At 46.8% G+C, this 26,213-nt stretch carries 22 protein-coding genes and 1 pseudogene; 15 read left to right on the forward strand and 8 right to left on the reverse strand.

Translation table 11 applies throughout. The annotated features are described in order from the left end of the window. Nucleotides 1-261: 261 nt before the first annotated feature. Nucleotides 262-591: pseudogene (locus tag ACVA53_RS23310) on the forward strand (DUF3332 family protein); the annotation flags it as partial. Between the two features lie 371 nt (nt 592-962). Here the strand turns inward: ACVA53_RS23310 and ACVA53_RS23315 are convergent. Then, a complete protein-coding gene (locus tag ACVA53_RS23315) occupies nt 963-1,937 on the reverse strand; it encodes a helix-turn-helix domain-containing protein (protein ID WP_446506417.1) in 975 nt (324 codons plus the stop codon). 357 nt (nt 1,938-2,294) lie between these two features. On the opposite strand from ACVA53_RS23315, the gene sigZ reads away from it, so the two are divergent. The 3 genes from sigZ to ACVA53_RS23330 all read left to right on the forward strand — a co-directional run bounded on the left by sigZ (nt 2,295) and on the right by ACVA53_RS23330 (nt 5,409). Beyond that, a complete protein-coding gene (sigZ, locus tag ACVA53_RS23320) occupies nt 2,295-2,864 on the forward strand; it encodes an RNA polymerase sigma factor SigZ (RefSeq protein WP_446506418.1) in 570 nt (189 codons plus the stop codon). 30 nt (nt 2,865-2,894) lie between these two features. Then, nucleotides 2,895-3,932 (forward strand): phosphotransferase, encoded by a 1,038-nt coding sequence (locus ACVA53_RS23325; RefSeq protein WP_446506419.1) that lies wholly within the window; start codon nt 2,895-2,897, stop codon nt 3,930-3,932. Nucleotides 3,933-4,140: 208 nt separating this feature from the next. After that, a complete protein-coding gene (locus ACVA53_RS23330) occupies nt 4,141-5,409 on the forward strand; it encodes an alpha/beta hydrolase (protein WP_446506420.1) in 1,269 nt (422 codons plus the stop codon). Between the two features lie 8 nt (nt 5,410-5,417). On the opposite strand, the gene puuE is transcribed toward ACVA53_RS23330, so the two are convergent. From puuE to ACVA53_RS23345, 3 genes are read right to left on the reverse strand one after another with little or no spacing between them, the layout of a single operon-like run. Beyond that, on the reverse strand, nt 5,418-6,371 hold the full coding sequence (gene puuE / locus ACVA53_RS23335) for an allantoinase PuuE (protein ID WP_446506421.1): 954 nt from the start codon (nt 6,369-6,371) through the stop codon (nt 5,418-5,420). A gap of 3 nt (nt 6,372-6,374) precedes the next feature. Continuing rightward, nucleotides 6,375-7,130, reverse strand: a complete 756-nt coding sequence (locus ACVA53_RS23340; protein ID WP_446506422.1) for an aspartate/glutamate racemase family protein — start codon at nt 7,128-7,130, stop codon at nt 6,375-6,377. A gap of 16 nt (nt 7,131-7,146) precedes the next feature. Continuing rightward, nucleotides 7,147-7,806, reverse strand: a complete 660-nt coding sequence (locus ACVA53_RS23345; RefSeq protein ID WP_446506423.1) for a GntR family transcriptional regulator — start codon at nt 7,804-7,806, stop codon at nt 7,147-7,149. A gap of 287 nt (nt 7,807-8,093) precedes the next feature. Here ACVA53_RS23345 and ACVA53_RS23350 point away from each other — a divergent pair, with 287 nt between their 5' ends. From ACVA53_RS23350 to ACVA53_RS23390, 9 genes are all read left to right on the forward strand, one after another. After that, the gene (locus ACVA53_RS23350; protein ID WP_255045035.1) at nt 8,094-9,551 is read left to right on the forward strand and encodes an NCS1 family nucleobase:cation symporter-1; all 1,458 of its coding nucleotides are present in this window, start codon (nt 8,094-8,096) and stop codon (nt 9,549-9,551) included. An 86-nt stretch (nt 9,552-9,637) separates the two neighbouring features. Then, a complete protein-coding gene (locus ACVA53_RS23355) occupies nt 9,638-10,423 on the forward strand; it encodes a transporter substrate-binding domain-containing protein (RefSeq protein ID WP_255045034.1) in 786 nt (261 codons plus the stop codon). A 9-nt stretch (nt 10,424-10,432) separates the two neighbouring features. Next, nucleotides 10,433-11,113, forward strand: coding sequence for an amino acid ABC transporter permease (locus tag ACVA53_RS23360; protein ID WP_446506424.1), 681 nt, complete (start codon nt 10,433-10,435; stop codon nt 11,111-11,113). Further along, the gene (locus tag ACVA53_RS23365; protein WP_255045045.1) at nt 11,113-11,763 is read left to right on the forward strand and encodes an amino acid ABC transporter permease; all 651 of its coding nucleotides are present in this window, start codon (nt 11,113-11,115) and stop codon (nt 11,761-11,763) included. Before ACVA53_RS23360 ends, ACVA53_RS23365 begins: the two co-directional genes overlap by 1 nt. Beyond that, the gene (locus tag ACVA53_RS23370; RefSeq protein WP_255045032.1) at nt 11,750-12,478 is read left to right on the forward strand and encodes an amino acid ABC transporter ATP-binding protein; all 729 of its coding nucleotides are present in this window, start codon (nt 11,750-11,752) and stop codon (nt 12,476-12,478) included. Before ACVA53_RS23365 ends, ACVA53_RS23370 begins: the two co-directional genes overlap by 14 nt. Before the next feature lie 9 nt (nt 12,479-12,487). Continuing rightward, nucleotides 12,488-13,696, forward strand: coding sequence for an amidase (locus tag ACVA53_RS23375; protein ID WP_446506425.1), 1,209 nt, complete (start codon nt 12,488-12,490; stop codon nt 13,694-13,696). A 21-nt stretch (nt 13,697-13,717) separates the two neighbouring features. Continuing rightward, nucleotides 13,718-14,977, forward strand: a complete 1,260-nt coding sequence (locus tag ACVA53_RS23380) for a pyridoxal-phosphate-dependent aminotransferase family protein (protein ID WP_446506426.1) — start codon at nt 13,718-13,720, stop codon at nt 14,975-14,977. 8 nt (nt 14,978-14,985) lie between these two features. Then, nucleotides 14,986-16,296 carry an allantoate amidohydrolase gene (locus ACVA53_RS23385; RefSeq protein WP_446506427.1) on the forward strand — a complete coding sequence of 437 codons (1,311 nt, stop codon included), beginning with the start codon at nt 14,986-14,988 and terminating at the stop codon, nt 16,294-16,296. Further along, the gene (locus ACVA53_RS23390) at nt 16,296-16,793 is read left to right on the forward strand and encodes a putative 4-hydroxy-4-methyl-2-oxoglutarate aldolase (RefSeq protein ID WP_255045029.1); all 498 of its coding nucleotides are present in this window, start codon (nt 16,296-16,298) and stop codon (nt 16,791-16,793) included. Before ACVA53_RS23385 ends, ACVA53_RS23390 begins: the two co-directional genes overlap by 1 nt. A gap of 86 nt (nt 16,794-16,879) precedes the next feature. Here ACVA53_RS23390 and ACVA53_RS23395 read toward each other — a convergent pair whose 3' ends face one another. From ACVA53_RS23395 to ACVA53_RS23410, 4 genes are read right to left on the reverse strand one after another with little or no spacing between them, the layout of a single operon-like run. Then, nucleotides 16,880-18,631 carry an ABC transporter permease subunit gene (locus ACVA53_RS23395; protein WP_446506428.1) on the reverse strand — a complete coding sequence of 584 codons (1,752 nt, stop codon included), beginning with the start codon at nt 18,629-18,631 and terminating at the stop codon, nt 16,880-16,882. 5 nt (nt 18,632-18,636) lie between these two features. Further along, nucleotides 18,637-20,145, reverse strand: a complete 1,509-nt coding sequence (locus tag ACVA53_RS23400) for an ABC transporter substrate-binding protein (RefSeq protein ID WP_446506429.1) — start codon at nt 20,143-20,145, stop codon at nt 18,637-18,639. A gap of 23 nt (nt 20,146-20,168) precedes the next feature. Then, nucleotides 20,169-20,978 (reverse strand): ATP-binding cassette domain-containing protein, encoded by an 810-nt coding sequence (locus ACVA53_RS23405; protein WP_446506430.1) that lies wholly within the window; start codon nt 20,976-20,978, stop codon nt 20,169-20,171. Nucleotides 20,979-20,986: 8 nt separating this feature from the next. Continuing rightward, nucleotides 20,987-21,745 (reverse strand): ATP-binding cassette domain-containing protein, encoded by a 759-nt coding sequence (locus ACVA53_RS23410; protein ID WP_446506431.1) that lies wholly within the window; start codon nt 21,743-21,745, stop codon nt 20,987-20,989. A 354-nt stretch (nt 21,746-22,099) separates the two neighbouring features. On the opposite strand from ACVA53_RS23410, the gene ACVA53_RS23415 reads away from it, so the two are divergent. Both ACVA53_RS23415 and ACVA53_RS23420 read left to right on the forward strand, forming a co-directional pair. Beyond that, entirely contained in the window at nt 22,100-23,404 is a 1,305-nt protein-coding gene (locus ACVA53_RS23415; protein WP_446506432.1) for an MATE family efflux transporter, read from the forward strand. 329 nt (nt 23,405-23,733) lie between these two features. Continuing rightward, nucleotides 23,734-25,812, forward strand: a complete 2,079-nt coding sequence (locus tag ACVA53_RS23420) for a DUF4962 domain-containing protein (RefSeq protein ID WP_255045139.1) — start codon at nt 23,734-23,736, stop codon at nt 25,810-25,812. Nucleotides 25,813-26,213 lie beyond the last annotated feature (401 nt).

Below are 26,213 nucleotides of genomic sequence, written 5' to 3' on the forward strand. Positions count from 1 at the left end.
GCCATCTGTCGTCTTTAAAACGATGGTTATGGCTGCTTGATATTAGAGGGTGTCGCACTTCGGAGTTGAATTCGGGGTCATATCAAGTTTCATGGAGTATTGAGTCTGGATTTTATAGTTGTACATGTCATTTTGCGACAAGTGAATATTGATTGCTAAAGTTGCTAGTTTGATAACAAAAACTGGCCTTTTTAGTAGACGAAATTTTAATTGAGGATAGTATTCCCTTCGTCGATAATTCTGCTTGTAAATATAAGTTGTATGGCTATTAATAATATTAAACGATGTGTAGTGATGGGTGTGACTTCCGTGCTATTAAGCGGTTGTGTCGGCAGTAATGTGGCGACTAATAAGCTAATGGAATATAACGTTAAAGCGGTAGATAATCGTTACGCTCGTGGTGGTTTGAACATGGCAATGTCTCCCTTGTATGCGGTAACGGTAGGGGCAGATTACTTGGTGCTTAATTCTTTGGAGTTTTGGACTGGTGAGAACCCGATTAGTGGACAGGGACATATTTTTGATACTGAAACAGATACGTGGCTAGACGTCAACAGCAGTATTGATGAATCATTACATTCAGCACCGATTAAAATAAGTGTATCAGAATAAATCTTATCTCTATTGATATGGATTTAATTAATCTGAAATAGTAAGTAGTACTCTTAGGTCCTTGCCCTTACCGCTGAAGTAAGGGCTTTTTTTTATTCATTCTTATCACTTTCTATAACATTACGAAAAAATCCTGCAACGATATACTTTTCGAATCGGTTACTTAACCATGCCGCGGCAGTGCTTTTGTCTGGTAAATATAAATACCTTGTCCTCGCATTTCACTATTGAGCATCCCCCCGCTTGATCAGATCGCATTAAATTGGTCGCTTACCCCTACGTGGTTGATCACCTGTCATTGTTGTGAATGGTTTGAGGCCGGGTTGATTGTATACACATTAGCTGGCCTTTTAGGGGGTACAAGTTAGGTTTTTCAGATATTGGGTTGGAGTCAGCTTGATATACTTCTTCATCGCCCTAGAGAAGTTAGAAGGGTCGGAATAGTGTAATTTCTCCGCGACTGCCTGAACACTCAAACCTTGCTGGAGTAACTCCATCGATTTTTCTATCTTCTTCTGGTTGATGTAGTCTCTGAACGTCGTGTTGTGCTGGATGAATAAGCGCTGTAATGTTCGCTCTGATACACCGAATAGGTGCGCAACAAAATCAATATTAAAATGCTCTTCCTGCCAGAAGGTGTCGACAATTCCTTTCACCCGGGTTATTGAGCATCCAAGTCTTTGCTCGGGATGGCGCTTTAACGGCACCATGTCAGTAAGACTAAAATCAATGGGTACGTAACTGTAGCGTGTACCATAACAGACTTTTTTTTCGGTTGTTTGCCCCACGATCTTGGCTTTCGGAGTGCAATGATGATCAAAAGCTAAATACCTAGGCTGCCATGAGGCACCAAGATGTGCTTTTAATAGGTTGATAATCAAGAATGTGGTGAACTCATTGGCATGTTCATAGCTTGTATTCGTCACTTTGAGCGAACTCTGGTGGCAAATTCGAAATTCTCCATTGTAACTCTCAAACCACAATTTGAAGTGGGAACCTTGTAGGTGTTGGAAGGACAACAGTGTATTGAGCAGATCAGATATCTCTTCAATGTTGACCAATTGCTTGTTGAGTTCTGGGTGGAGCGCCTGATTACCAACATGTTGTGCGGCATGGAAGCCGATGTCTCTATGTCCTGAAGCCTTTGATGCCGAGTCAATTATGAGCCCGATGACATGGGAGGGTATATACAGGTTAGGTGTTGCCAAGGTTTCTTTATTAATACGAAAGCGCTTGAGAAGCTGTGATGGATCACGACCATGTTCATCGAGAAAATGAATAAATGGGGTGCTCAGTGCTGCGCGGCAAACAGGTAGTGAACTCATGATTCGCATAAATAGTGAATAAGATAGGAACTGTATGCGACAACACCTTAAATACAGCTGAATGGCTAATGGTATTTCATGGCCAAATGATTGCAGAAATGGACTTTACTCGAGAGTTATTTTTTCCGTCTTTATCTTAGCGCCTCAATGGGTGGAAGTCTCTGTCACTGATGACTTCGAGCGGCATTTCAACAGTTTTAACTTATTCTGATGCGTACTTGGAAATCGGTGTAGAGTGATAATGCAAGGCTGCTTGTACCACAAGCAGTTGTTGCGGCTAATATTTAGTTATATCTTTAATTAAATTTTAAAGGTTATGGGTAAATTACCATAACCTTTTTGTGTTGGAGAAAAGGTATGTCAGAGAAGGCGTTGCCAGAGAGCGTACTCTGTATAGAAGATGTATGGCAGCAATATCAGACAAGCCTGAAGCGCTTTTTGCAGTCGAATGTTTCATGTCCTGATGATGTGGATGATTTGCTACAGGAGATCCTTATCAAGACCTATCAACAGATTAATACTGTTAAGGACAAGAACAAACTGAAACCTTGGTTGTTTCAACTCGCCAATAACACCATCATCGATTTCTATCGTAAGCGTGCCCGCAGCAAGGGCGTTACGAAGGATGAACTTTGGTATACCGAGGGGGATGAAACGGTTCATCATCAGCTTTCCTACTGTATTATGCCGTTCATCCAAGCATTGCCTGAAGACGACGCCCAGTTGCTCAGTGCAATTGAGCTCAATGGTACATCACAGAAAGACTATGCCGAACAGCATGGGGTGAAGTACTCAACCTTGAAATCGAGAGTCAAAAAAAGCCGTGAGAAACTCAATCGTTTATTCAATGAATGTTGTGAAATGAAAGTAGATAGGCGTGGAAATATTATGGGTTTCGAGAGAAAGGATAAATGTAAAAAGTGCTAGGTGAGAGTAGCTAGAGCACTGATTAATATTATGAATATTCCTGAATGTATTTTTGAGAAAGTGGTCCGCACCATAGGTGTTGAACGCGTAAAAAACGTAGAGCACATACAGAGCTTGTGGAGCGGTTATGGTGAACTGGTGAGGCTGCACGTCGACGGAGGTAATACTTCGTCGGTCATCGTGAAATACATTGTCTTGCCTGCAATAAATCCGGACTCTCAATCGCACCCAAGAGGCTGGAATACATCGCGGTCGCACCAACGTAAATTGGATTCCTATCTAGTTGAAGTGAATTGGTATCGTGAGTATGCCAACCTCTGTCAGGCTCCGGTGCCAAAGTGTTTAATGGTCGAACAGAAAGAGAATGAAATCCTGCTCGTGTTGGAAGACTTAGCCACGATGGGATACAACGAAGTCCATAAGCATGTCGAGAGCCCTGCGGTCTTGGCTTGCTTGCGCTGGTTGGCCCAGTTTCATGCTCAGTTTATGTCTTGCCGCCAAGCGATAAAGCCACAAGGGTTATGGCCGACAGGGACGTATTGGCATTTGGCGACTCGGCCAGATGAACTGGCTGTGCTTGAAGATTTACCATTGAAAGCGGCAGCCGGAAAGATAGAAACCACCTTGGCTTGTTGTAAATACCAAACCTTGGTGCATGGTGATGCCAAGCTGGCTAATTTTTGTTTTACACCCGAGAGTAATGATCCTGCATCGGTCATCTCGGTTGCTGCGGTCGATTTCCAATATGTCGGTGGCGGTTGTGGTATGAAGGATGTTTGCTTGCTGCTTAGCAGCGTGTTGGACTTTAACGAAAGCGAGAGCCAGATCCAAGCTTACCTTGATGAGTATTTTGCTACATTGAAGCAGTTCTTGTTTGAGTATCACCCCAATATTGATGGTGATGATGTCGAACAGCAATGGCGACCGTTATACAGCGTTGCCTGGGCGGACTTCCAGCGATTTGTGAAAGGTTGGTGTCCTGATCATTGGAAGATCAACCCCTATACCGAGCAGCTTACTGACACAGCGTTGCATTGGTTAGCAAAAGAAGGGTTAGCAAAAGAATAGTTAGCAAAATAAAGGTTGGCCAATTCAACTGAACCATCATGTTTTGGCCGGAAAGGGCGGTGTTTTAATTATCTAGGTTCACAATTCTAGATTATTGCCTCACTATGAGCTTGGAAGCTTATGTTATATACCCAAGTTACTTGGGTATACACGCATGAGGCTGATCCCCCGCGTTTCTCCATAATAACGACGCGAAATGGAGTTTTAAATGGTTACCCAAGTATCGACAAAGCGATTTAAGCATTTTTACGCCTCCGACCTTAGAGGGCTCGGGCAACTAGCCACTCAAGCGACAGTGGGGGCAACACGGATCGCTGAAGGCGTACACCAGTCGGTTTGGCGTACGATGGGGATGCCGAGTGGGTCAGCACCCGATAAAACCCGAGGTCTCACCGGTTTCGTGTATAAGAATATTTATACGGTGACCGAATTGGTGGGAAGTGGGATCGATAAAATTCTAGAAAAGCAACAGCCTTGGCTTGAATCACTCGACGAAGATAAAATCGAAACTGTGGCGCGCATTTCAGTCCTGTCAGCCCTAAATGGTGTGATGGGTGATCAGCTGGTGGAAAAGAACAATCAGTTTGCGATCCCGATGACTTTTTATTATCAGCAAGTGCCCTTGCTGTTAGACGATAATTTGCCATTAGACGCGCCTTTACCTAGCTTTCCTATTCCACAGGCGAAAAGCAAAGTGCTGCTGATGATCCATGGTTTATGCATGAATGATCGGTTATGGCAGGGGAAACATGATGGTGTCGAGGTCGATCATGGTCAGCAACTATCTGCCTCACTGGGCTATACCCCAGTTTATCTTCGTTATAACACGGGTTTGCACACATCGCAGAATGGTAGACAGTTGTCTGAGCTCATCGAGCAATTTGTCAAAAAATGGCCAACGCCGATAGAGGAGTTGTCTGTTGTTGCTCATAGCATGGGCGGGTTAGTGGCAAGAAGTGCGGTTCACTATGGCCAGAAACAGGCAATGCAGTGGCCCGATATATTGAAAAAAATGGTGTTTCTGGGTACACCTCATCAAGGGGCCCCTTTAGAGCGGATAGGTAATAAGTTTGGCGTTATTCTCAGTAAAACACCCTATACAGCGCCTTTTAACCTACTCAGTAACCTTCGTAGTGCGGGGATCACCGATCTTCGCTATGGCAATGTGATTGATGAAGATTGGCAAGGAGCCGATCGCTTTCATAACATGCCCGATGAGCGCTGTGGTGTACCATTACCGCAAGGTGTTGACTGTTTTGCGATAGCGGCCACAACAGCAAGCCAAAAGAGCTTGTTAGCCGAGCGATTAATTGGTGACGGCCTTGTACCTTTAAACAGTGCCTTGGGGTGCCACACGGTTAATGAACGTCATCTTATGTTTGCTGAGTCCGATCAGAAAGTGTTTTACGAGATGAAGCACAATGATTTGTTGAGTGATCCGCAGGTCACTCAACAGCTTGAACTCTGGTTGCGCTAATCCTATTCCTATTGCCCGCCAGCAGGGTGATGGGCAACCCAGTGTTTGGCGATATCGGTACGGGTGGTGACCCAGATATCGTCAAATCCGCTGATATAGTCGAGGAACTTCTTCAGTGCCTGAATACGTCCAGGCTTTCCTAAAATCCGGCAATGCATTCCAATTGACATCATCTTCGGCGATGTTTCTCCTTCTTCGTACAAACAATCAAACGTGTCTTTGAGGTACTGGAAAAACTCTTCACCATGGCTAAAGCCAAAGGGGGAGGAAAAACGCATGTCATTGACATCCAAAGTGTAGGGCACCACCAGATGTGGCTTTTCGCCCGATGGAGTATCAAGCGTGGTCCAAAATGGCAGGTCATCACCATAGTAGTCGGAGTCGAACAATATAGAGGGGTGCTCGGCCAGCAACTGGCGGGTATGCTTTGAATCACGGCCGGTATACCAACCTACCACCTGCTTTCCTAAAAGACTTTCTATACGGGTAAGCGCCTGCGCCATGTGTTCGCGCTCTTCTTCAACTGGCATATGCTGGTGGTGGATCCATTTCAGGCCGTGACAAACGACATCATAACCATTATCTATGATGGCTTGGGTAACAGCTGGGTTTCGCTCCAGCGCGGTGGTGATGGCAAAGATGGTCAATGGCAACTGGCGTTTTTCAAATTCATTGAAGATCCGCCAGACACCACTGCGCGAACCGTATTCATATAAAGATTCAATGCTCATATGGCGGTCAGGATAGGCTTCCGCGCCAGCAATTTCTGAAAGAAAAGTTTCGGAATGAGTATCACCATGTAGGATGCAGTTTTCGCCACCTTCCTCGAAATTAAGCACGAATTGCACAGCCAGTTTAGCATTATTGGGCCAATTGGCATGGGGTGGTTTGCCGGCATAGCCCGCCATATCTCTGGGTTTGAGGGTGGCATTGCGCGACAGTAATGCGTCATCGTTGCTCATGGGCTAGTCCTCCTTGCCTGCAGTATTCGACCAGTGCTGGTAGCGACCAGTGAATGGTTTAGTGGGGGGCGGGGCATAGGTTGAAATCTTTGATGTAGATAAGGATAGCCGATGGAGGGATTCAACCATGCTGACAGCGGCGGTTACTCCGTCAATTACGGGAACACCAAGTTCGCTTTGTAGGTCTGACACCAAATCTGACATCCCTGCACAACCGAGCACAATCGCCTCGGCGCCATCATGCTGCAGGGTTTGCTGACAAGCTGCTAAAAGTTTCTTGAAGGTGGCATGATCAGTTTGCTCCAGTGCCATAACGGGCAACTCGATTGCTCGAATGGCGCAACAGCGTTCCGCTAGACCATAGCGTTGCAGTAAGTGCTCGGCGGTGGGAATTGTCCTAGCAAGGGTGGTAACGACTGCGAAACGATTAGCAACAAGGCTTGCAGTGTGAAAAGCCGCTTGGGCAATACCGATCACTGGTGCTTTGGTTAGCTCTTTGACGGCATCAAGCGCCGGGTCACCAAAACAGGCGACGATATAGCCATCTGGTTTACTCTCTTCTTGTTCGCATTCGCGGATCACTTCTAGCAATCCGCTTGAAGCGAGCACTTCATCGCGGGCACATTCAATCGTTTCCGGCCCATGCAGGGGAGAGCAGGCGGTAATTCTCGTGGTTGGCAGGGCGATGTGTTCAGCGCAGAGTGCAATTTTATCTGTCATTCCCTTGCAGGTATTGGGGTTGATAAGTTGGATCCGCATCCGTGGGCTCCTAGAATTAATGGAAAAGTGAATTGAAATCGACGGCTTTATTGTCGCTATCGAAAACAAGGCTGTTTTGAATCACTTTTAGGTGATGGGTCATCCACTTCATCGCAGATTCTTCTTCACCGTTATCAAGTAGCGAAACTAACTCGGCATGACTACCACAATCACAACCGACGCTGTGCTTTGTGCCAAAAACGGCAATGGTCAAAGACGAACGAAAGGCGAGTTGTTCAACAAACTGGCTTAGGGTGTGATTGTTGGCGATTTTGGCTAACTCAATATGGAACAATGCAGTGTATTTGATTGTAGCGACAAAATCGTTTTCGGCTTTCGCTTTATCTTCAAGTGCGATGATAGTGCTGAGGTTCTTAGCATCAGACGGTTGCCAGTTGGCGATAATAGTGGGCAGCAAGTTGGTTTCAATAAGTACCCGGCTGTCAAAGACTTCTTGGGCCTCTGTTGCTGTTGGTGTTCTGACTTCTGCCCCTTTATTCGGCTGGATGGTAATAAAGTTTTCAATCGCGAGTTGCTGAAGAACCTTTCTAATGGCGGTTCGGCTAACGTTAAATCGCTCGGCCAGTTTATCTTCTGGTAGCCGAACGCCAGGCTCTAATTGCTGGGCCACAATCGCATCACGAATTTTTAGATAAATAGCATCATATTGAATCATGATCGTAAATCCATTCAATTCATTAAGTACAATATAAGTATATACTGTATACAATTAGACTAATTTATTTTTTACAACAAAAGCAATAAACAAATAATAAAATGCGATATAACGAAGATTAAGCCCTATAAGGGGGCATGTTTGCATCATGATGATGCAAACATATTGTTGCTGAGTAATGTTCGACACCTTAAACCTTGGGTTATAGCTATTTTCAATATTGGCACGATGATTGTATACATAGATTGTATACATAGATTGTATACATTACTTGGAGGGAGCCAACTATGAATAAGGAAATTACGGGTGTTAACGTCAGCCCCAGATTAATCAATGATGACTTGGCGCCAGAGAAAGAGCAGAAATGGGGATGGTATAGTATTTTTGCTTTTTGGATGTCTGATGTTCACTCTGTTGGTGGGTATGTTTTTGCTGCCAGTTTATTTGCATTGGGTTTAGCCAGTTGGCAAGTATTTGTTTGCTTAATTTTGGGTATATCTATTGTTCTATATTTTGCTAACTTAATGGGTAAACCAGGACAAAAAGCGGGCGTTCCTTTTCCTGTTGTTTGTCGTATGTCATTTGGTGTTTTAGGCGCTAATATTCCCGCGGTAATTCGGGGCCTCATCGCTGTTGTTTGGTATGGAATCCAAACATTTTTGGCCTCAAGCGCGTTTATTGTTCTTATCCTTTATTTTGCACCTGAATACGAACGGTATACCGAAGGCTCATTCCTGGGTCTATCTCCTCTTGGTTGGTTCGGGTTTATTTTTATGTGGGTCACCCAGGCGATGGTCTTTATGTTTGGTATGGGGGCTATCCGTAAGTTGATCGACTGGTCAGGTCCGGCTATTTATTTGGCAATGACGTTGTTAACAGGCTGGATGGTCTACAAGGCAGGCTGGCAAAACATAGACTTCAACTTAAGTGAGTCATCACTAACTGGCTGGGAAGCGTTTACTCAGATGGCTGTTGCTACCGCATTGGTTGCAGGATATTTTGCAGGTCCGACACTCAATTTTAGTGACTTCTCTCGTTACTGTACCTCTTATAAAGACCTAAAGCTTGGTAACTTCCTCGGCTTACCGATTAACTTTGTGTTGTTCTCTCTGTTTAGTGTCATCATTGTTGCCGCTTCGATGCCAGTATTTGGTGAGATAATTACCGACCCAATTGAAACAGTTAACCGTCTTGATAATGGTCTAGTTATTATTCTTGGCGCGTTTACCTTTATTCTAGCGACCATAGGTATCAATATTGTTGCTAACTTTGTTGCTCCAGCTTTTGACTTTTCAAATGTTTCACCACAAAAAATCAGCTTTAAAATGGGTGGGTTTATTGCTGCAATTGGTTCGGTGTTAATTACGCCTTGGAACTTATTTAACAACCCAGAGGTTATTCATTATACCGTGGATGTGCTGGCTGCAGTAATTGGTCCACTTTATGGCATCATCATTATTGATTACTTCAAAATCAGGAAGCAGGAAATTGACCTCTCGGCCCTATATACCGAAGATAAAACAAGTCGGTATTGGTATCAGGGTGGTGTGAATAAAAAAGCGGTTTATGCCTTAATTCCATCTACTGCCGCTGCGTTATTTGCCTCATTTATTGTCGTAGATCTAGCTCATTACTCACTATTTGTGGGTGGTATTCTTGGCGCACTCAGTTACTGGTTCCTAATGAGCTATGAGTGGCAGTTGAATGTAAAAAAACGCACTCACATTAGTTTTAATGAAGTGTAAATATAAATTAGAAAGACATAATAATTAAAACAAGCAACGCCAGTTGGAATTGGAATCAGTAAAACATTATAAATAAGGATATAGTTATGTTTAATAAAACGTTAGTTGGCTTTTTCAGCCTGTTACTGTGTTTGAGCTCTTTTATTGTCAATGCCTCGCAGCTCGAAGATATAAAGACCAGTGGGGTGATTAAAGTGGCTGTACCGCAAGACTTTCCACCGTTTGGTTTTGTCAGTACGGATATGAGCTTGCAGGGTTACGATATTGATATGGCTGAGTACATTGCCAAATCAATGGGCGTTCGTTTGGAGTTGGTGCCTGTAACCAGTGCTAACCGGGTTCCTTACCTGCAAACCCGTAAAGTCGATTTGATTATCTCTAGCCTGGGTAAAAATGCTGAACGTCAGCGTGCGATTGATTTCAGTGCAGCCTACGCACCGTTTTTCCTTGGTGTGTTTGGTAAAGAAGGAGTTGATGTTAGTTCGGTTGAAGGACTTTCTGGTCAAGTTGTTGGGGTCACCCGCGGATCGGTTGAAGATATTGAATTGAGCAAACTTGCTGGGAAAGATGTGACCATCCGTCGTTTCGAAGATAACAATACGACTATCTCTGCTTATGTTTCTGGCCAGGTAGATTTGATTGCTACCGGTAACGTGATTGCTAGCGAAATTGCGACAAAATTCCCGAAACGTCATCCTGAAACCAAGTTTGCTATCAAAAACTCTCCTTGTTTTATCGGTGTTCGAAAAGGTCAGAAATCACTGTTAACTGAAGTGAACAGTCTGATCCAGCAAGCCTATACCGAAGGAAAGCTCAATGATATGTCAGTTAATTGGCTGAAATTGCCTTTGCCTGCTGATTTAGCATCTTAAGAGGTGGCAATGGATTACCAACTCGATTTTTCAGGGCTTACGCCATACTACGGTGACCTGATCCAGGGTATTTGGATCACTGTTCAACTCGCTGTAGTGACCACATTGTTGGGGGTCGGTGTTGGTATCCTCGGGGCGGCGGTACGTATCCGCCCCGCAGGGATACTCAAGCGACTGGTCGGCGCTTACGTGGAAGTGGTCCGTAATACGCCTTTCATTGTTCAGCTGTTTTTTATTTTCTTTGGTCTGCCCGCTATCGGTATCAAGCTTTCGGCATGGGAAGCGGGGGTGATCGCTATGGTGGTCAACCTTGGTGCTTACAGCACTGAGATTATCCGTGCTGGCATTGAAGCAATACCTAAAGGACAGTGGGAAGCTGCTAAAACGCTAGGTCTTAAACCCACTCAGGTGTTTGTTCGGGTGATATTACCGCAGGCGTTCCATCGGATTTCGCCAGCTTTGATCAGTCAGTGCATTATCGTCATGCTCGGCTCATCGGTACTGTCTCAGATTTCCGTTGAAGAGCTGACGTTTACCGCCAATTTTATTCAGTCACGTAATTTCTTGAGTTTTGAGTCTTATTTGGTATCGGCAGCTATCTATCTTGGCTTGGCTTTAGTGATGCGGTGGGTATTAGTGCAGCTTAGCAACAAGTTGTTCAAAACCCATGTGATGGGGAGGGTTGCGTGATGGTTGAATTCACCGACTGGGATATTTTTCGTAACCTTGCCCTTGCCGCTCGTTGGACAGTGCTGCTGTCTATCATCGCTTTTATTGGTGGGGGCGTTGTAGCGGGGATCTTACTGTTGCTTCGGATGACCAAGAATGTCCTGCTGGTGGGGCTAGTCAGAGTGTATACCGAGGTTTTTCAGGGCACACCATTATTGATGCAACTATTTTTGGCCTTTTTCGGTTTGTCTTTGCTAGGCATTGATATTGGTGCATGGACTGCAGCCAGCTTGGCAATGACGTTATTTACTAGCGCTTACCTATGTGAAATCTGGCGTGGTTGTATCGACTCTTTGCCTAAGGGGCAATGGGAAGCGAGTCGCACCCTGGGGCTTAATTACTTTCAAACCATGCGTTATGTGATTGTGCCGCAGTCTGTGCGTGTGGCAACAGCACCGACCATGGGATTCTCTGTTCAGGTGGTAAAAAATACTGCGCTGGCATCAATTATTGGTTTTGTTGAACTGACTAAGGCGGGGACAATGCTCAACAACGCCACCTTCGAACCTTTTAAGGTCTTTTCCCTTGTCGCGCTATTTTATTTTGCGATTTGTTATCCGCTCACCCGGTATAGCAAGTATTTAGAAAGGAAGCTCAATGTCGCTGGTTAGTATCGATCAAGTACACAAATTCTATGGTGAGAATCATGTTCTTAAGGGCGTCGATCTCAAAGTAAAGGCTGGTGAAGTGGTATCGATCATCGGTAAGTCTGGATCGGGAAAAAGTACGCTGCTGCGCTGTGTTAACGGGCTTGAAAATTATCAGGAAGGCGCGATTGTGGTTGCCAACCAAGCGGTGACCGATGATGACTATCAACTGCGTCAGCTGAGCCGAAAAGTGGGGATGATTTTCCAAGGATTTAATTTATTTCCCCATATGACAGCGGGTGAAAACGTTATGTTGGCCCCAAAGTTGGTTTTGGGCAAGGGCCCAGAAGAGTGCCGAGAGCTGGCAATGGCGGTGCTGGAAAAAGTGGGTATGGAAGAAAAGTTCGATCAGTATCCGACCAGCATGTCCGGTGGTCAGCAGCAACGGGTCGCCATAGCTCGCTCCCTTGCCATGGCGCCAAGCGTGCTGCTGTGCGATGAGATCACTTCGGCACTTGATCCAGAGTTAGTCGGAGAGGTTCTAAAAGTTCTCGAAAATTTGGCCAAAGATGGCATGACTTTAATTCTGGTGACCCACGAGATGAATTTTGCCCGTGATGTGGGTGACAGGGTGGTGTTCATGCACCAAGGAAAGGTATGGGAAACCGGCGCCAGTGAAGAGGTGTTCGCCAACCCGAAGACCCCTGAATTAAAGCAATTTCTATCGTCGGTTTTATAGGGGGGGGAAATGGATCAAAGTGTTTATTGCAGCCAGGGACCAAGTGTATTACCACCACTGACCTTACATGGGCCCTTGCAAGGATATAATTTTGTTTTCAAGGATTTATTTGATGTTGAGGGCTATATTACTGGCGCGGGTAACCCCGCTTGGTTGGCTACACATCAACCAGCTAAGCAAACCTCGCCGTTGATTTTGAGACTGCTGGCGAATGGTGCCAAGTGTACCGGCCGGGTACAAACCGATGAACTGGCCTACAACCTCAATGGCCAGAATGTTCATTATGGAACCCCGATTAATCCTGTTGCCCCACAGTGTTTACCTGGCGGTTCATCAAGTGGATCGGCGGTGGCTGTTGCTCGTGGTGATGCTCATTTTGCAATCGGGACTGATACCGGTGGCTCTATAAGGGTTCCTGCTAGTTATTGTGGTTTGTTCGGTTGGCGTCCGACCCACGGGGTGCTCTCACTTGATCATGCATTTTCACTGGCGCCTTGTTTTGATACCGCCGGGGTGCTAGCGCGCGATATGGCCGTACTTGATAAAGTAACTCAGATCCTGATACCGGATCAGGATAATCAGGCTTTTATGGATGAAAAAACAACATTTGGAATGGCAGTAGATAAGGGCTTGTTTGATCTTGTTGATCAGCCTGTTGCCGCTGAGATCCAATCTTTTTTGAAGAAGCTTGAGAATGGTCATCGCGATCAATGCTATGTCAATGTGCTCGACACATGCGGTGTAACAACCGGTGAACTTGCCCAGTGGTTTCGGGTGATCCAAGGGCGCAGTATTGTCGGTGAGCATCAAGACTGGTTGTCATTCCACAAACATACACTGGAGCGCGGTATTGTTGAGCGGGTCGATAGGGCATTCAGCATAACTGATCAGCAATACCATGAGGCGCTTGAGCAAGCTGAACGGTTCAAACGGCGTTTTTTGGAAGTACTGGAAGGTTGTGGTGGCTGGCTGTTGCTCCCAACGACTCCTGGACTTCCTCCGCTTCGGAATGCTTCTCCTGAAAGCTTGGTAGCGTATCGTCAGACTCTACTGGGCTTTACCGCCATAGCCGGTTTGTGTGGATTGCCTCAGTTGCATTTGCCTTTGGGTCTTTTGAGTGGCAAGCCATTTGGACTGTCATTACTTGGTTTACCGAATTCGGATTTGGCGCTAATTAACCAAGCTAAAAGGCTGATGGCTTGTTTTAGCAGTAAATAAAATGAAGATTAAGGAAGTACCGTGACAAATCCAACTTTTGAAACCTTGAATCCACCACAGCGTTTACTTATGGGGCCGGGGCCAATCAATGCCTATCCTCGCGTGCTGCAAGCCATGTCGAACCAGTTGATTGGCCAATATGATCCTGTAATGACAGGTTACATGCAGCAAGTACAGCAGCTCTACCGTGGCGTATTTAATACCAGCAATGAGGCCACGTTACTCATTGATGGCACCGCCCGGGCAGGTATTGAGGCCGTATTGGTTTCAGCATTAAAGCCGGGAGACAAGGTACTGATCCCTGTAATCGGACGCTTTGGTCATCTGCTGTGTGAAATCGCCCATCGTGTTGGTGCAGAGATCCGCACGATTGAAGTGGAGTGGGGGGAAGTGTGTGATCCGGCTTTGATTGAAAAAGAGATCAAAGCTTTCCAGCCTAAAATGCTGGCTACGGTACAAGGCGATACATCGACCACCATGAATCAGCCACTGGCCGAAATCGGTGAGATATGCAGCCGGTATGGTGTGCTGTTCTATTGTGATGCAACGGCTTCGGTCGGCGGTAATGCACTGAAAGTGGACGAATGGTATTTGGATGCTGTTTCTGTTGGTTTGCAAAAATGTTTGGGTGGACCGTCGGGTAGTGCACCTATCACCCTGAGTGATGGCTTTGTCAATGAAATCAGCAAGCGCCGCCATATCGAACTGGGCCTGCGTACCGAACAACACAGTGCGGGTAGCGAGCCGATGATCCGCTCTAATTATTTTGATTTACCCATGATCCTTGATTACTGGGGAGAAGAGCGGTTGAACCACCACACGGAAGCCACCACTATGCTTTACGCCGCCCGTGAGTGTGCCCGCTTGTTTTTAGAAGAAGGGGAAAACGCTGTTCTTGCTCGACATGAAGTTGCCGGTCAGGCCATGGCTCAGGGACTAGAAACCATGGGACTGAAATTGTTCGGCAACCAGAAATATAAAATGAACAATGTGGTAGGCGTTTATATACCGCAACATATTGATGGAGAAGCGATTCGCAGCGAGCTTCTGAACTTGTTCGGCATTGAAATTGGCACCTCGTTCGGTCCGCTCCACGGCAAAATCTGGCGGATCGGGACCATGGGGTACAACGCCCGCCAAGAAGCGGTGTTGTCTACACTTGCGGCGTTGGAAGCTGTACTGGTCAAGCATAAAGCAGCGATCAATACCGGCGTTGGTGTTCAGGCTGCGATGACGTGCTATGCCGCACACTTTCAAGCACAAAGTGTACTTGCAAAATAGGAGTGCGTATGACTGATATGAGTTTCCATGTTTTGGCTGAGAAAGTACTGGCCCAAACTGAATACCTTGCCACGCTGAGCGAATCATCAACGGAGTTAACCCGTTGTTACCTAACCGAACAACATCAACAAGCAAATCAGGCGGTTCATGACTGGATGCAGAATGCTGGGATGCAGAGATGGACCGATGAGGTCGGCAACGCTTGGGGGCGCTTGCCTGCATTTGGTGATGAAGCCCGCTGCGACAGTTCACTGACACCTAGAGTCATTATCGGCTCCCACATCGATACCGTCCGAAATGCCGGTAAATATGATGGTATGTTGGGGGTGTTAGCAGGGATCGCGGTTGCAGCAAAACTCAATACCCGAACTTTACCGTTTCACCTAGATGTCGTGGCCTTTGGTGACGAGGAAGGGACACGTTTTGGTCAAACATTAATTGGTTCATCTGCTGCTGCGGGGGAGTGGGATCCTAATTGGCTCAAATTGGTTGACGATAGAGAGATTAGCCTTGAACAGGCAATGCGCGAGTTTGGGCTAGTGCCTGAAATGGCGAAACAAGCCAGTTGCGCAGCCGATCCGGTGAAAGCCTATTTAGAGCTTCATATTGAGCAAGGTCCGGTATTGGAAGCCAAAGGGCTGCCTGTCGGCGCGGTAACCGGTATTGCGGGCGCTAAGCGCTATCAATTCGAGGTGACTGGCATGGCGGGTCACGCAGGGACGGTCCCCATGGGACAGCGACAAGATGCGCTAGCTGGTGCTGCCGAGATGGTATTGGCTATTGAGTCAGTAGCTAATAACCTAACTCAAGTGGTTGCTACGGTTGGGCAGTTTTCAGTTACGCCTGGTGCGGTTAATGTGATCGCAGGCAAAGCTGGCTTTAGTCTAGACATCCGAAGTCTGGATGAGGCTGCATTGGCGAAGGCTGAGCGCGCGATATTTCAGCAGGTGGATGCCATCGCTGCACGTAGAGGGTTGCTAGCCTGCCATAAAGAAATCCATCGTGCGTCGAGTGTTAATTGTTCTGCGGTGTTGACGGAGGTTATCGCCTCGGCTTGCGAAAAAGTGACAAAACAAAGCCCGCTTAGCTTGCCCAGCGGGGCAGGCCATGATGCGATGGCGATGGCACGCTGTTGTCCAGTTGGTATGGTGTTTGTACGTTGCGACAAGGGGGTTAGCCATCACCCGGGTGAAGCGGTTGAACTTAGTGATGTCGCTGCCGGGATTGAGGTGTTGTTTGAATCTGTTTGCTCCCTTGTTGGTCTCGATGAGAGCACTTCAATAAATACGCAACGAGAAGAGTTAATGGGAGAGCTGTAATGATTGAACGGCAAATTGATTTGCTGCCTGATCTCTGTGATGCATATGGTGACGATGTCACATTTATCCCGATCCCATTTCAGCATTATGGCGCTAAGGCTACCTTCTTCGGGCAGGTTGTTACCTTGCACTGCTTTCATGATAACCAGCTGTTGATTGATACTTTGCAGCAGGATGGCAAGGGAAAAGTGTTGATGGTTGATGGTGCTGGCTCACTGGCAAGGGCATTGATTGGTGATCAGTTTGCCCAACTGGCTATTGATAATGGCTGGGAAGGTATTGTGATTAACGGTGCTATTCGTGATGTTGCCCAATTGTCGCAGATGCCAATAGGGATTAAAGCGCTGGCGCCATGCCCTTTCCGGGCGGATAAAGAGGGGCAGGGAGAGTTGGGTGTTCAACTATTGCTGGCAGGGACAACCGTAAGTGATGGTGATTTTGTTTATGCCGATCTCAATGGCGTGTTGGTTAGTCAAAGGTTGCTGTTAGCGTGTTAATCACCGCTTCTCAGGTGACATATGTTACTTCTTTAAAAAGGAAAACCCAGTGGCGAGGCATTGCCACTGGTTTTTTTTATTTCAGGCTATTTTTCATCTTGGTCTTCAAACAACAGGTTGATAGCAATGCTCACCAATATCAAGCCAAGGATAGGCGTTAGAACCGCTTGCGGCGCACGCTCAATATAAGGCAAGTTTTCAGCTATCAGTAATCCCCATTCTGGATGAGGCGGCTTGGCGCCTAAGCCAATAAAGCTCAATGCCGTCAGGCTTAAGGTGATCGCTGGTAATCGCATTACCGTGTGTCTTAGTAATGGCGGTAAAATATAAGGAAGTAGGTAGTTCTTCAACATTTGCCAACGACCCACCCCCCAAAGAGGCGCTAACCGGATATGTGGTTGTGCTCGAGCCTCAAGCAACAGACTGGAACAGTGGGAAGCTAAAGGAGCCCAAGATACTAACACCACAGCAATGAGTGCACTGTTTGGATGCATACCTGAAAGTCCTGCAACCAGCAGGCCAGCGACGATATACGGGGTTCCTTTGGTGACTTCAATCAGGCCTTGGCTGAGTTTGGTGTTGAACCCCATGATGAGCCCGACCATTAAGCTGAGGACTGTCGCTAGCACACCCATGCTAAGGGTGGAAAGCATCCCCTGTCCGACACGGGCTAATAAGTCACGACCAACAGCATCAGATCCAAGCGGCGCAGCCAAACTAGGCGAGATCAAGCGACCAAACTGGCTGGTGTAGGGATCGCGCATTTCTGCCCAAAGGGCGAAGCCAATCAATAGCAGTAAGATTGAAGCACTGACTACACGTTTTGCACGGCTTTTGGTAAAGCCAAGTGGTGGGCTACTGCTGATCAGTTTGCCACTTTTCAAACCTTGCCCAAGCCATAGGTGCTGGAGAAGAATCGCAAAGCTACTGATTGCCATCGACATCACAAGCAGCAATAGTAAGCCACCTTGTAGGGTCGGCAAGTCCTGGGCAGCAGTTGCCCCCAATGTTAGCCGGCCAATACCAGGAATAGAGAAAATGTGCTCGACGGTGACGGCACCACCGGTCAGACCAATGACGATCATTGCTATCTGTGGCAGTAGGTTGCTTAGGGCGCGACGCAGCGCATAACGGCCAATGTGAACAGAGGTGATATTGGCACTTAGCCAGGTGATCACCCAAGGTTCATCCAATACCCGTTGCAGGCTATCGTTGAGTAGCTTGGTAAACAAGCCAGTAGCTGGCAGTGCCAGCGCGAGGCTAGGTAACCAGATGTTTTGCCAACCTTGCCAGCCATATGGGGGCAACAAGTTGAGCCAAACTGCAAAAAACAAGATCAACAAGGTCGCTATCACATACTCGGGAAGCGTGATGAGTACCGTGCTGATACTGCCATTGAGCCTATCCAACCGGCTCCGCCGCCATTGCCACATGGTGTGTTGGACACTGATAGCACAGAACAATGCTGTTAGGCCAAATGCACATGCCATTAACAGGAGCGAGGTGCCTGCTGCGCTCATGATTGACTGGCTTACATTGTTGCCGCTAATCCAGGAAACACCGAGATCCCCCTGAAATAGGGAAGTGAGCCAATCCCACAGCCGTTCCATGCTGGTTCTATGTAGTCCCAGATCCTGACGGACTGCCTCGAGGGCTTCTGGTGTCATTAGGCGTTGTTGTCCCGTTCGGGCACGAAGTATTGTTTGAGTTGGGTCGATGCCGGCAATTTCCGGCATTAACCCGACAAGCACGACCATGGCCGCAAGCGCGAGTGCGCGTGAGAGCCATGGTAGTGTGCGATTTAGTATTGGTGAACCAGAGTGGTTAACAAATCGCATTTTTCTTAGTTTACATCCGTATGTTCGGTGATCATCAAGCGTTCGCGAGGGTCACGTACAGCTTGTTTGACACGTAAGCTCTCGCCCTGGATAACACGCTCGTGCAGCAGTGGGATCGCCGCATATTCGCTTAGGATCTTCTGCTCGGCTTCAATAATTGCTTTCTGACGGGCTTCACCCAGTGGCTGGAGGTCTGCATGGGTCAGTGCCGCGTCAACTTGTTTTGAGCAGAACTGCCCAAGGTTGTAAGAGCCTTCACAGCTGAAATCACTCATCATGTAGGCGACAGGGTCACCTGAGTCGATGACGGTAGCTCGGGATAACATGAAAATATCAAAGTTACCGGCAAGGGCGTCGTTTTCGATTTGGCCGTATTCACGAATATCCAACTCAACATTAAAGCCCGCATTTTCAAGTTGTTGCTTAACCAGTATCGCAACCTCTGGCAGTTCTGCGCGGTCGGTGAAGGTACCCAGAACAACCTTCTCACCATTGGCTTTTAGACCTTGTTCCAGCTGCGGTGCTTCCGGACGAAGTGGCGCCGCCCAAGCGAGTGCTGGGCCAAGTAGGCCTTCTGCATAGGCGGCGCGGTTTTCGTAAACTGTTTCAATAATTTGCTTACGGTCAATCGCAGCCGTAGCAATTTTACGCATTTCAAGTTGGCTAAACACCTCAGACTGGTTGTTCAGGTAAAGTGTATTGGTGCGAGGCATGTTAACTTCATGAAGTAGCTCAGGATCAATCATCGCGAGCTGGGATACAGGTACGGCTTCTACCACGTCTGCCTTACCGGTTCGCAGTGCTGCTGCACGGGCAAAACCATCTGGCACATACTCTGCGGTAATGCGGTCAATTTTCGCTTTCTCACCCCAGTAATCCTCATAGCGCTCTAGTTTCGCGCTGGTTGCACCGTTAATTTCTGTCAGGACGAATGGTCCACTACCGGCGCGAGTTGGGTTAATTCGCCCATTTTCTAGGTATGCATTGGCTGCAAGGATTGCAAGCTGCGGGCTAGAAAGGCGGCTCGGTAGCAGCGGATCATTGAAGTCCGTTTTAATTTCGACGGTTTTGTCATCCACTGCGCGAACTTGCCAATTAATGCCGTCGATAATACGAGGTTTCGGAGCAGCCTCGAAAGCTTTGTCGATAGAGTTAATTACCATTTCAGCGGTTAGCTTGCTGCCATCATGGAAAACAACGCCATCACGCAGAGTAAACTGCCAAGTCAGATCATCAATTTGTTGCCACTCAGTTGCCAGTTTTGGTAATGCTTCCGCTTGATCATTCAACTCAACGAGGGTTTCTGCTGTGCTCCAGCGAGATAACTTGAAGGCATCGTCAGACAAAGGCGATAGGCCCGTTTTTGGTGGTACCATCATCGCAATGTGAATTTCAGTGCCTTGAATATCAGCGTCTTTGGTGTCGGTGCTGTTTTGTGTTGATGATTCGAAACAACCACTTAGGGCTAACATCAGGCCTGTAGCAATGGTGGTTTTCAGCAGGTTTGAGGGCATGATAATGTCCTTGGTAATCATAGTTAAATCGCAATGGCATGCGATGGAATTTGCATATTGACCAATGCTTGGCTGGTTGGGTGAGAAGGGCGGTCAAAGACCTGGCTCGCTGCGCCGTACTCGACGGCTACCCCTTTATCGAGCACTAAAATGTCATTACACAGTGCTTTAGCTGCATTGAGGTCATGAGTCACTAATAACAGGCGCATATCGCGCTGTTTTTGTAAGTGTTTTAGCAGGTCTACAATGTGCTGACGGCTAATAGGGTCGAGGCTGCTGGTTGGTTCATCCGCAACCAATACGCAAGGCTCGACAACCAAGGCTCGGGCAATGGCGACACGTTGAGCTTGGCCAAGGGACAATTGGCTTGATGTATGGTCAAGCAGAGTGGTACTCAGGTTGACATCAGCAAGTGCCTTTAATACGCGAGCTTCGCTTCCCTCTGTCATACCGAGAGATTCTTGGGGCTCTGTCAGTATGTCCCGCACTGTATAATAGGGGTTTAAACTGGTGTGTGGCTCCTGCGGGATCAGTTGGATATGACGGCATAATTGCCGTCTTTGCCGTGGTGAAATTTGTGAGAGTGGTTGCTCGCACAGGTATACTTCGCCTTCGCTAATGTGGCGTAAGCCGAACAACAACTCGATAAGGGTTGATTTACCCGCTCCTGAAGGTCCAACAATAGCAAGGCTTTGCTGATCAATGTTCAAACTCAGTTTATTCAGGGCGACAAAAGGCTTACCACCCAGCCAGCTAGGTCGGGTGTAATGGTGCACACTGACATTGTCAAAACGTAGTTGTGCTGAGCCTGAATGGTGAATGTGAGGATGCATGCTTTCTCTTAGGCCATCAGTTGGCAAAGTTGTTGGCAAAATGGGTGGTTGCTTGAGAGAAGGGCTTCTTTGGGCGAGCCGTAGGCGATCATTTGCCCTTCATCTATTACCAACAGCTTGTCGCAGCCCACAGCGCTGGACAGATCATGGGTGATCAACACGCCAGCGATCCCCTTTTGCTTAATACTGTGTCGCAGCAAGGTCAAAATTTCTCTTTCGGTGACAGGATCAAGCGCACTGGTCGGCTCATCGGCAATCAGTACCGGTGCATTACCCAGCAGGGCCATGGCAATACAGATACGCTGGCGCTGGCCGCCTGATAACTGAGCTGGGTAGTGCCTTAGCACCGTTTCGGGTTCAGAAAAGCCGAGTTGTAGCAAGAGCTCGCACAAAATACTCTTCTCTGATTGCGGGAGCTTCGCTTTCTGCGCCTTAAGCGCAAGGCTCAGTTGAGTGCCTACACGCGCTAAAGGATTAAGAGCCTGAAGAGGATCTTGGAAAATGACAGCGGCACGTTGTTTGGCATTGCGCTGTAGAAGAGGAATACGACTGACGTCGTTGCCAGCAATACAAATTGAGCCTTTGGCGTTGATCCCCTTGGGTAAAAAACCGGCAATGGCTTTGGACATCATCGATTTGCCAATGCCAGATGGCCCCATTACTGCCAACATTTCTCCAGCATTCACTTCTAAAGCCAAATCTTGAAATAGCGCCCCTTGGCTATGGGTAAGGCTTAACTGGTTGACGGAAAGGATTGGGTCAGGCATTTGCTCGATAATGTTATGTTATAAAGTAACAATAATATCTATTTTAAATTGTAAGACAAGAGCAAAATTAAGTTCAGCTAGAAAAAACATGCGAGCGCGGTTTGGCTTTTATGCGGCTTTTGGCGTTATTTACCGATTTTTAAGCGCTATTCAGTGTATTTTGCAATGTGTCGAAATGATTAGGAAAGGCTGTGTTTTTGTGGTAATAATTCTCATTTTCGACTTTGCACCATAAACCGTACTCTTTCATTTCAGCATATGAAGAGGGTGCCCACGACCTTCGTAAGGTATAAATTCCGTAACCAAAATACGTAATAGCCACCTTTATTATTTTATGTAAACAATTAGAAAATCATGGCGTTAACAAACAAAGATTATTACAAAATAGCGATTCCGTTTATTATTTCGACAGTGACTCAACCTTTACTCGGCGCAGTGGATACTGCCGTTATCGGACGTCTGGGTATCGCTGAATTGATTGGCGGCGTTGCCATCGGCACCGTCATTATGAATACCTTATATTGGCTATTTGGCTTTTTCCGTGTCAGTACGACGGGACAAAGTGCCATCGCGATGGGTAAAAACTGCGATGAAGCCAAAGCGAGCAGTCTGCTTCGCCCTTTTATACTTTCGGGTTGTGTTGGGGGGCTGTTTATTCTCACCCAGTCGATTATTTGGCAAGGGGCACTGTGGGTTATAGAGCCGGCAGCAGATGTTGCTATCCATGCCAAGACCTACTTCGATATCTTGATCTTCGGTGCGCCGTTAGTACTGCTTAACTACACCGTCATTGGCTGGTTAATGGGGCAGGCTAAGGTCAAGGAAGTCTTGTTCACCCAGGTCTTTGGTAATGTTTTGAATATCATTCTCGATGCAATCTTCGTGCTTTGGTTTGACTTTGGTGTTGCCGGTGTAGCTTTTGCCAGCTTGATAGCCCAAGCCACAACCTTTGCTATTGGCATGGTGTTAGTCACAAGGTCGAGTAACTTGGCGTTGACGAAATACCTCGGCCAGGCCCGAATGACTAAAGCTGATTTGAGAACAATTATTTCTTCGAATACCGATTTGATGCTGCGGACCGTCTGTATTCTGATCTTCTTCAACATGATGGCAAGAACGGGCTCCCGTTTGGGCGCTGATGTACTGGCAACCAATGCAATCCTGATGCAAGTGACGTTTATCGTCAGCTATATGTTTGATGGCATAGCTAATGCATCGAGCGTCTTTTCTGGCAAAGCCGTTGGGGAAAAGAGTCCAGGCTTGCTTAAAGATGTCTTGCGTCTTAATTTTCAGTGGACCACGTTATTTGTCATCATCCTAACTGTCTTTATTGCCTTGTTTAAAAATGATTTGGTTTTTCTCTTTACTGATATTCCGTCAATAATCTCCTTGTTTGAAGATATGTCTGTGTGGCTGTTGTTGTTCCCGTTCGTGGCTGGTTACGGCTTGACGGTATATGGCATATTTACCGGTACAGGGACGACACGCCCGTTGCGCGACTCAAGCATTGTGACCTTATTGGTATTTCTGATGGTATCGTCTATGTCCGTTGAGGCAATGGGAAACCATGGCCTCTGGCTTGCGTTTACTGTGTTCTATATCGGCCGCTTTTTATTCTTGTATCCGTTTATTTTTCAGATCAAGCAGAAGTGCCTTTGATGCCGTTGAGGTAGCCATGTATCAGCAAGGCACGCTCAATAGCCTAATATTAAGCGAGCAGCTATTGTTAGCAAAGGGAGCTGTATTGTGAACGTTGAGCCAGCGAATATGCAGGTATACCTCAATTCACCCCAACCTTATTAAGGCGGGCCTAAACAGGCTACCAAATTTTACTCCTAGCGCTGCAGTTGTGTGCTGTTGCATATTGTCATATCACGAAATACGTAAAAATTCGTGTCAGGGTGGTGACTATTTCCCTTATTGTATTACAATAGCATTAATTGATTTTTACGATTTCCCATACACTTTCATTGAATAAGAGAGTTAGCATGAGCAACCAAAAGTCTCTTGATGCGATCAGGAAGATGAAGCTGGAGAATGATACTTCAGCTGGTAACCTTGTAGACCTACTCCCTATCGAAGTACAAAAGCGTGACTTCGATCTATCATTCCTAGACAACTTGAGCGAAGAGCGTCCTCGTCTTCTGGTTCAAGCTAAAGATCTAGCAGAATTTAAAGCGAAGGTGCAGGCTGATGAGTCACACTGCATGTTCGACGATTTCTTCAACAACTCTACGGCCAAGTTCCTAGAAACTGCACCGTATGAAGAACCACAGCCTTATCCAGAAGAGACCGTTGGTAAAGCATCGCTATGGCGTCCTTACTGGCGTCAAATGTACGTTGATTGCCAAATGGCACTTAACGCAACTCGTAACCTAGCTATCGCGGGTATCGTAAAAGAAGACGAAGAGCTAATTGCTAAAGCAAAAGCTTGGACGCTAAAACTATCGACTTACGATCCAGAAGGCGTAACTTCTCGTGGCTACAACGATGAAGCGGCTTTCCGTGTAATCGCAGCAATGGCTTGGGGTTACGACTGGCTACACGCTTACTTCACTGATGAAGAGCGTAAGCAAGTTCAAGATGCATTGATTGAACGTCTAGACGAGATCATGCACCACCTGAAAGTAACGGTAGATCTGCTGAACAACCCACTGAACAGCCACGGTGTACGTTCAATCTCTTCTGCAATCATCCCAACGTGTATCGCGCTTTACCACGATCACCCGAAAGCAGGCGAGTACATCGCATACGCGCTAGAATACTACGCAGTACACTACCCGCCATGGGGTGGTGAAGACGGTGGCTGGGCAGAAGGTCCTGACTATTGGAACACCCAGACTGCATTCCTAGGCGAAGCATTCGACCTATTGAAAGCATACTGTGGCGTAGACATGTTCAACAAGACATTCTACGAAAACACCGGTGACTTCCCACTATACTGCATGCCTGTTCACTCTAAGCGCGCAAGCTTCTGTGATCAGTCTTCAATTGGTGATTTCCCAGGTCTAAAACTGGCTTACAACATCAAGCACTACGCAGGTGTTAACCAGAAGCCAGAGTACGTTTGGTACTACAACCAACTTAAAGGTCGTGATACTGAAGCGCACACTAAATTCTACAACTTCGGTTGGTGGGACTTTGGCTACGACGATCTTCGCTTCAACATCCTTTGGGATGCACCAGAAGAGAAAGCACCGTCAAATGATCCACTGTTGAAAGTATTCCCAATTACTGGTTGGGCTGCATTCCACAACAAGATGACTGAGCGTGATGAGCACATTCACATGGTGTTCAAATGTTCTCCGTTTGGCTCAATCAGCCACTCTCACGGTGATCAGAACGCATTCACCTTGCACGCATTCGGTGAAACACTAGCGTCGATCACTGGCTACTACGGTGGTTTCGGTGTAGACATGCACACTAAGTGGCGTCGTCAAACGTTCTCTAAGAACCTGCCTCTATTCGGTGGCAAGGGTCAGTACGGCGAGAACAAAAACACTGGCTACGAAAATCACCAAGACCGCTTCTGTATTGAAGCTGGCGGTAACATCACAGACTATGACACAGAATCAGATGTGAAAATGGTTGAAGGTGATGCAACTGCGTCTTACAAGTACTTCGTTCCTGAGATCGAATCTTACAAGCGTAAGATCTGGTTTGTTCAAGGTAAAGTATTTGTAATGCAAGACAAGGCTACGCTTTCTGAAGAGAAAGACATGACTTGGCTGATGCACACGACTTTCGCTAACGAAGTGGCTGATAAGTCTTTCACTATCCGTGGTGAGAAAGCGCACCTAGACGTGAACTTCATCAATGAGTCAGCAGACAACATCCTTTCTGTGAAGAATGTTGAAGGCTTCGGTGAGGTTGACCCATACGAGTTCAAAGACCTAGAAATTCACCGCCACGTAGAAGTTGAATTCGGCGCGTCGAAAGAGCACAACATCCTAACGCTACTTGTTCCTAATAAGAACAACGGCGAGCAGATTGAAGTGTCTCATAAGCTTGAAGGCAACACGCTAACGCTGACTGTTGACGGTGAAACGGTAACTATCGAGCTGTAATCAGTCGATAACCGTTGAACATTATAGAAGGCTTCGAACGTCAGTTCGGAGCCTTTTTTATTTGCCCAGCGAAGCTGACAACCCCGTCAGTTTGGAAGAAAGCGATAGGAAGTCAGGCACACAAAAAAGTGAACCTGTTTTGACTCAACAGATGGGTATCCGCAACATCCTTACATTCGATTTATCTACTCACCCAATAATCACTGCAACTTTTCTGGTGAACACTTAGGTCATTAATGGCGGCAAGAAAAGCGTTACCATCTCTACAATGTACAGTCTTTCCATTGTGTAACGCGCAACAATAATGAATGGCCAAGTTTAAATGTAAGCGGGTATTCCTACCCACCTAGCTATTGAGCGGTCGTATTGCTATGAGGCAGAAGGTCGCTGACATCAGAGCC

Source organism: Photobacterium sp. DNB23_23_1 (assembly GCF_052873815.1).

Coding starts and splice junctions, on each gene's coding strand:
- ACVA53_RS23315 (WP_446506417.1), bottom strand. CDS start 1,937: ATGAGTTCACTACCTGTTTGCCGCGCAGCACTGAGCACCCCATTTATT.
- sigZ (WP_446506418.1), top strand. CDS start 2,295: ATGTCAGAGAAGGCGTTGCCAGAGAGCGTACTCTGTATAGAAGATGTA.
- ACVA53_RS23325 (WP_446506419.1), top strand. CDS start 2,895: ATGAATATTCCTGAATGTATTTTTGAGAAAGTGGTCCGCACCATAGGT.
- ACVA53_RS23330 (WP_446506420.1), top strand. CDS start 4,141: ATGGTTACCCAAGTATCGACAAAGCGATTTAAGCATTTTTACGCCTCC.
- puuE (WP_446506421.1), bottom strand. CDS start 6,371: ATGAGCAACGATGACGCATTACTGTCGCGCAATGCCACCCTCAAACCC.
- ACVA53_RS23340 (WP_446506422.1), bottom strand. CDS start 7,130: ATGCGGATCCAACTTATCAACCCCAATACCTGCAAGGGAATGACAGAT.
- ACVA53_RS23345 (WP_446506423.1), bottom strand. CDS start 7,806: ATGATTCAATATGATGCTATTTATCTAAAAATTCGTGATGCGATTGTG.
- ACVA53_RS23350 (WP_255045035.1), top strand. CDS start 8,094: ATGAATAAGGAAATTACGGGTGTTAACGTCAGCCCCAGATTAATCAAT.
- ACVA53_RS23355 (WP_255045034.1), top strand. CDS start 9,638: ATGTTTAATAAAACGTTAGTTGGCTTTTTCAGCCTGTTACTGTGTTTG.
- ACVA53_RS23360 (WP_446506424.1), top strand. CDS start 10,433: ATGGATTACCAACTCGATTTTTCAGGGCTTACGCCATACTACGGTGAC.
- ACVA53_RS23365 (WP_255045045.1), top strand. CDS start 11,113: ATGGTTGAATTCACCGACTGGGATATTTTTCGTAACCTTGCCCTTGCC.
- ACVA53_RS23370 (WP_255045032.1), top strand. CDS start 11,750: ATGTCGCTGGTTAGTATCGATCAAGTACACAAATTCTATGGTGAGAAT.
- ACVA53_RS23375 (WP_446506425.1), top strand. CDS start 12,488: ATGGATCAAAGTGTTTATTGCAGCCAGGGACCAAGTGTATTACCACCA.
- ACVA53_RS23385 (WP_446506427.1), top strand. CDS start 14,986: ATGACTGATATGAGTTTCCATGTTTTGGCTGAGAAAGTACTGGCCCAA.
- ACVA53_RS23390 (WP_255045029.1), top strand. CDS start 16,296: ATGATTGAACGGCAAATTGATTTGCTGCCTGATCTCTGTGATGCATAT.
- ACVA53_RS23395 (WP_446506428.1), bottom strand. CDS start 18,631: ATGCGATTTGTTAACCACTCTGGTTCACCAATACTAAATCGCACACTA.
- ACVA53_RS23400 (WP_446506429.1), bottom strand. CDS start 20,145: ATGCCCTCAAACCTGCTGAAAACCACCATTGCTACAGGCCTGATGTTA.
- ACVA53_RS23405 (WP_446506430.1), bottom strand. CDS start 20,978: ATGCATCCTCACATTCACCATTCAGGCTCAGCACAACTACGTTTTGAC.
- ACVA53_RS23410 (WP_446506431.1), bottom strand. CDS start 21,745: ATGCCTGACCCAATCCTTTCCGTCAACCAGTTAAGCCTTACCCATAGC.
- ACVA53_RS23415 (WP_446506432.1), top strand. CDS start 22,100: ATGGCGTTAACAAACAAAGATTATTACAAAATAGCGATTCCGTTTATT.
- ACVA53_RS23420 (WP_255045139.1), top strand. CDS start 23,734: ATGAGCAACCAAAAGTCTCTTGATGCGATCAGGAAGATGAAGCTGGAG.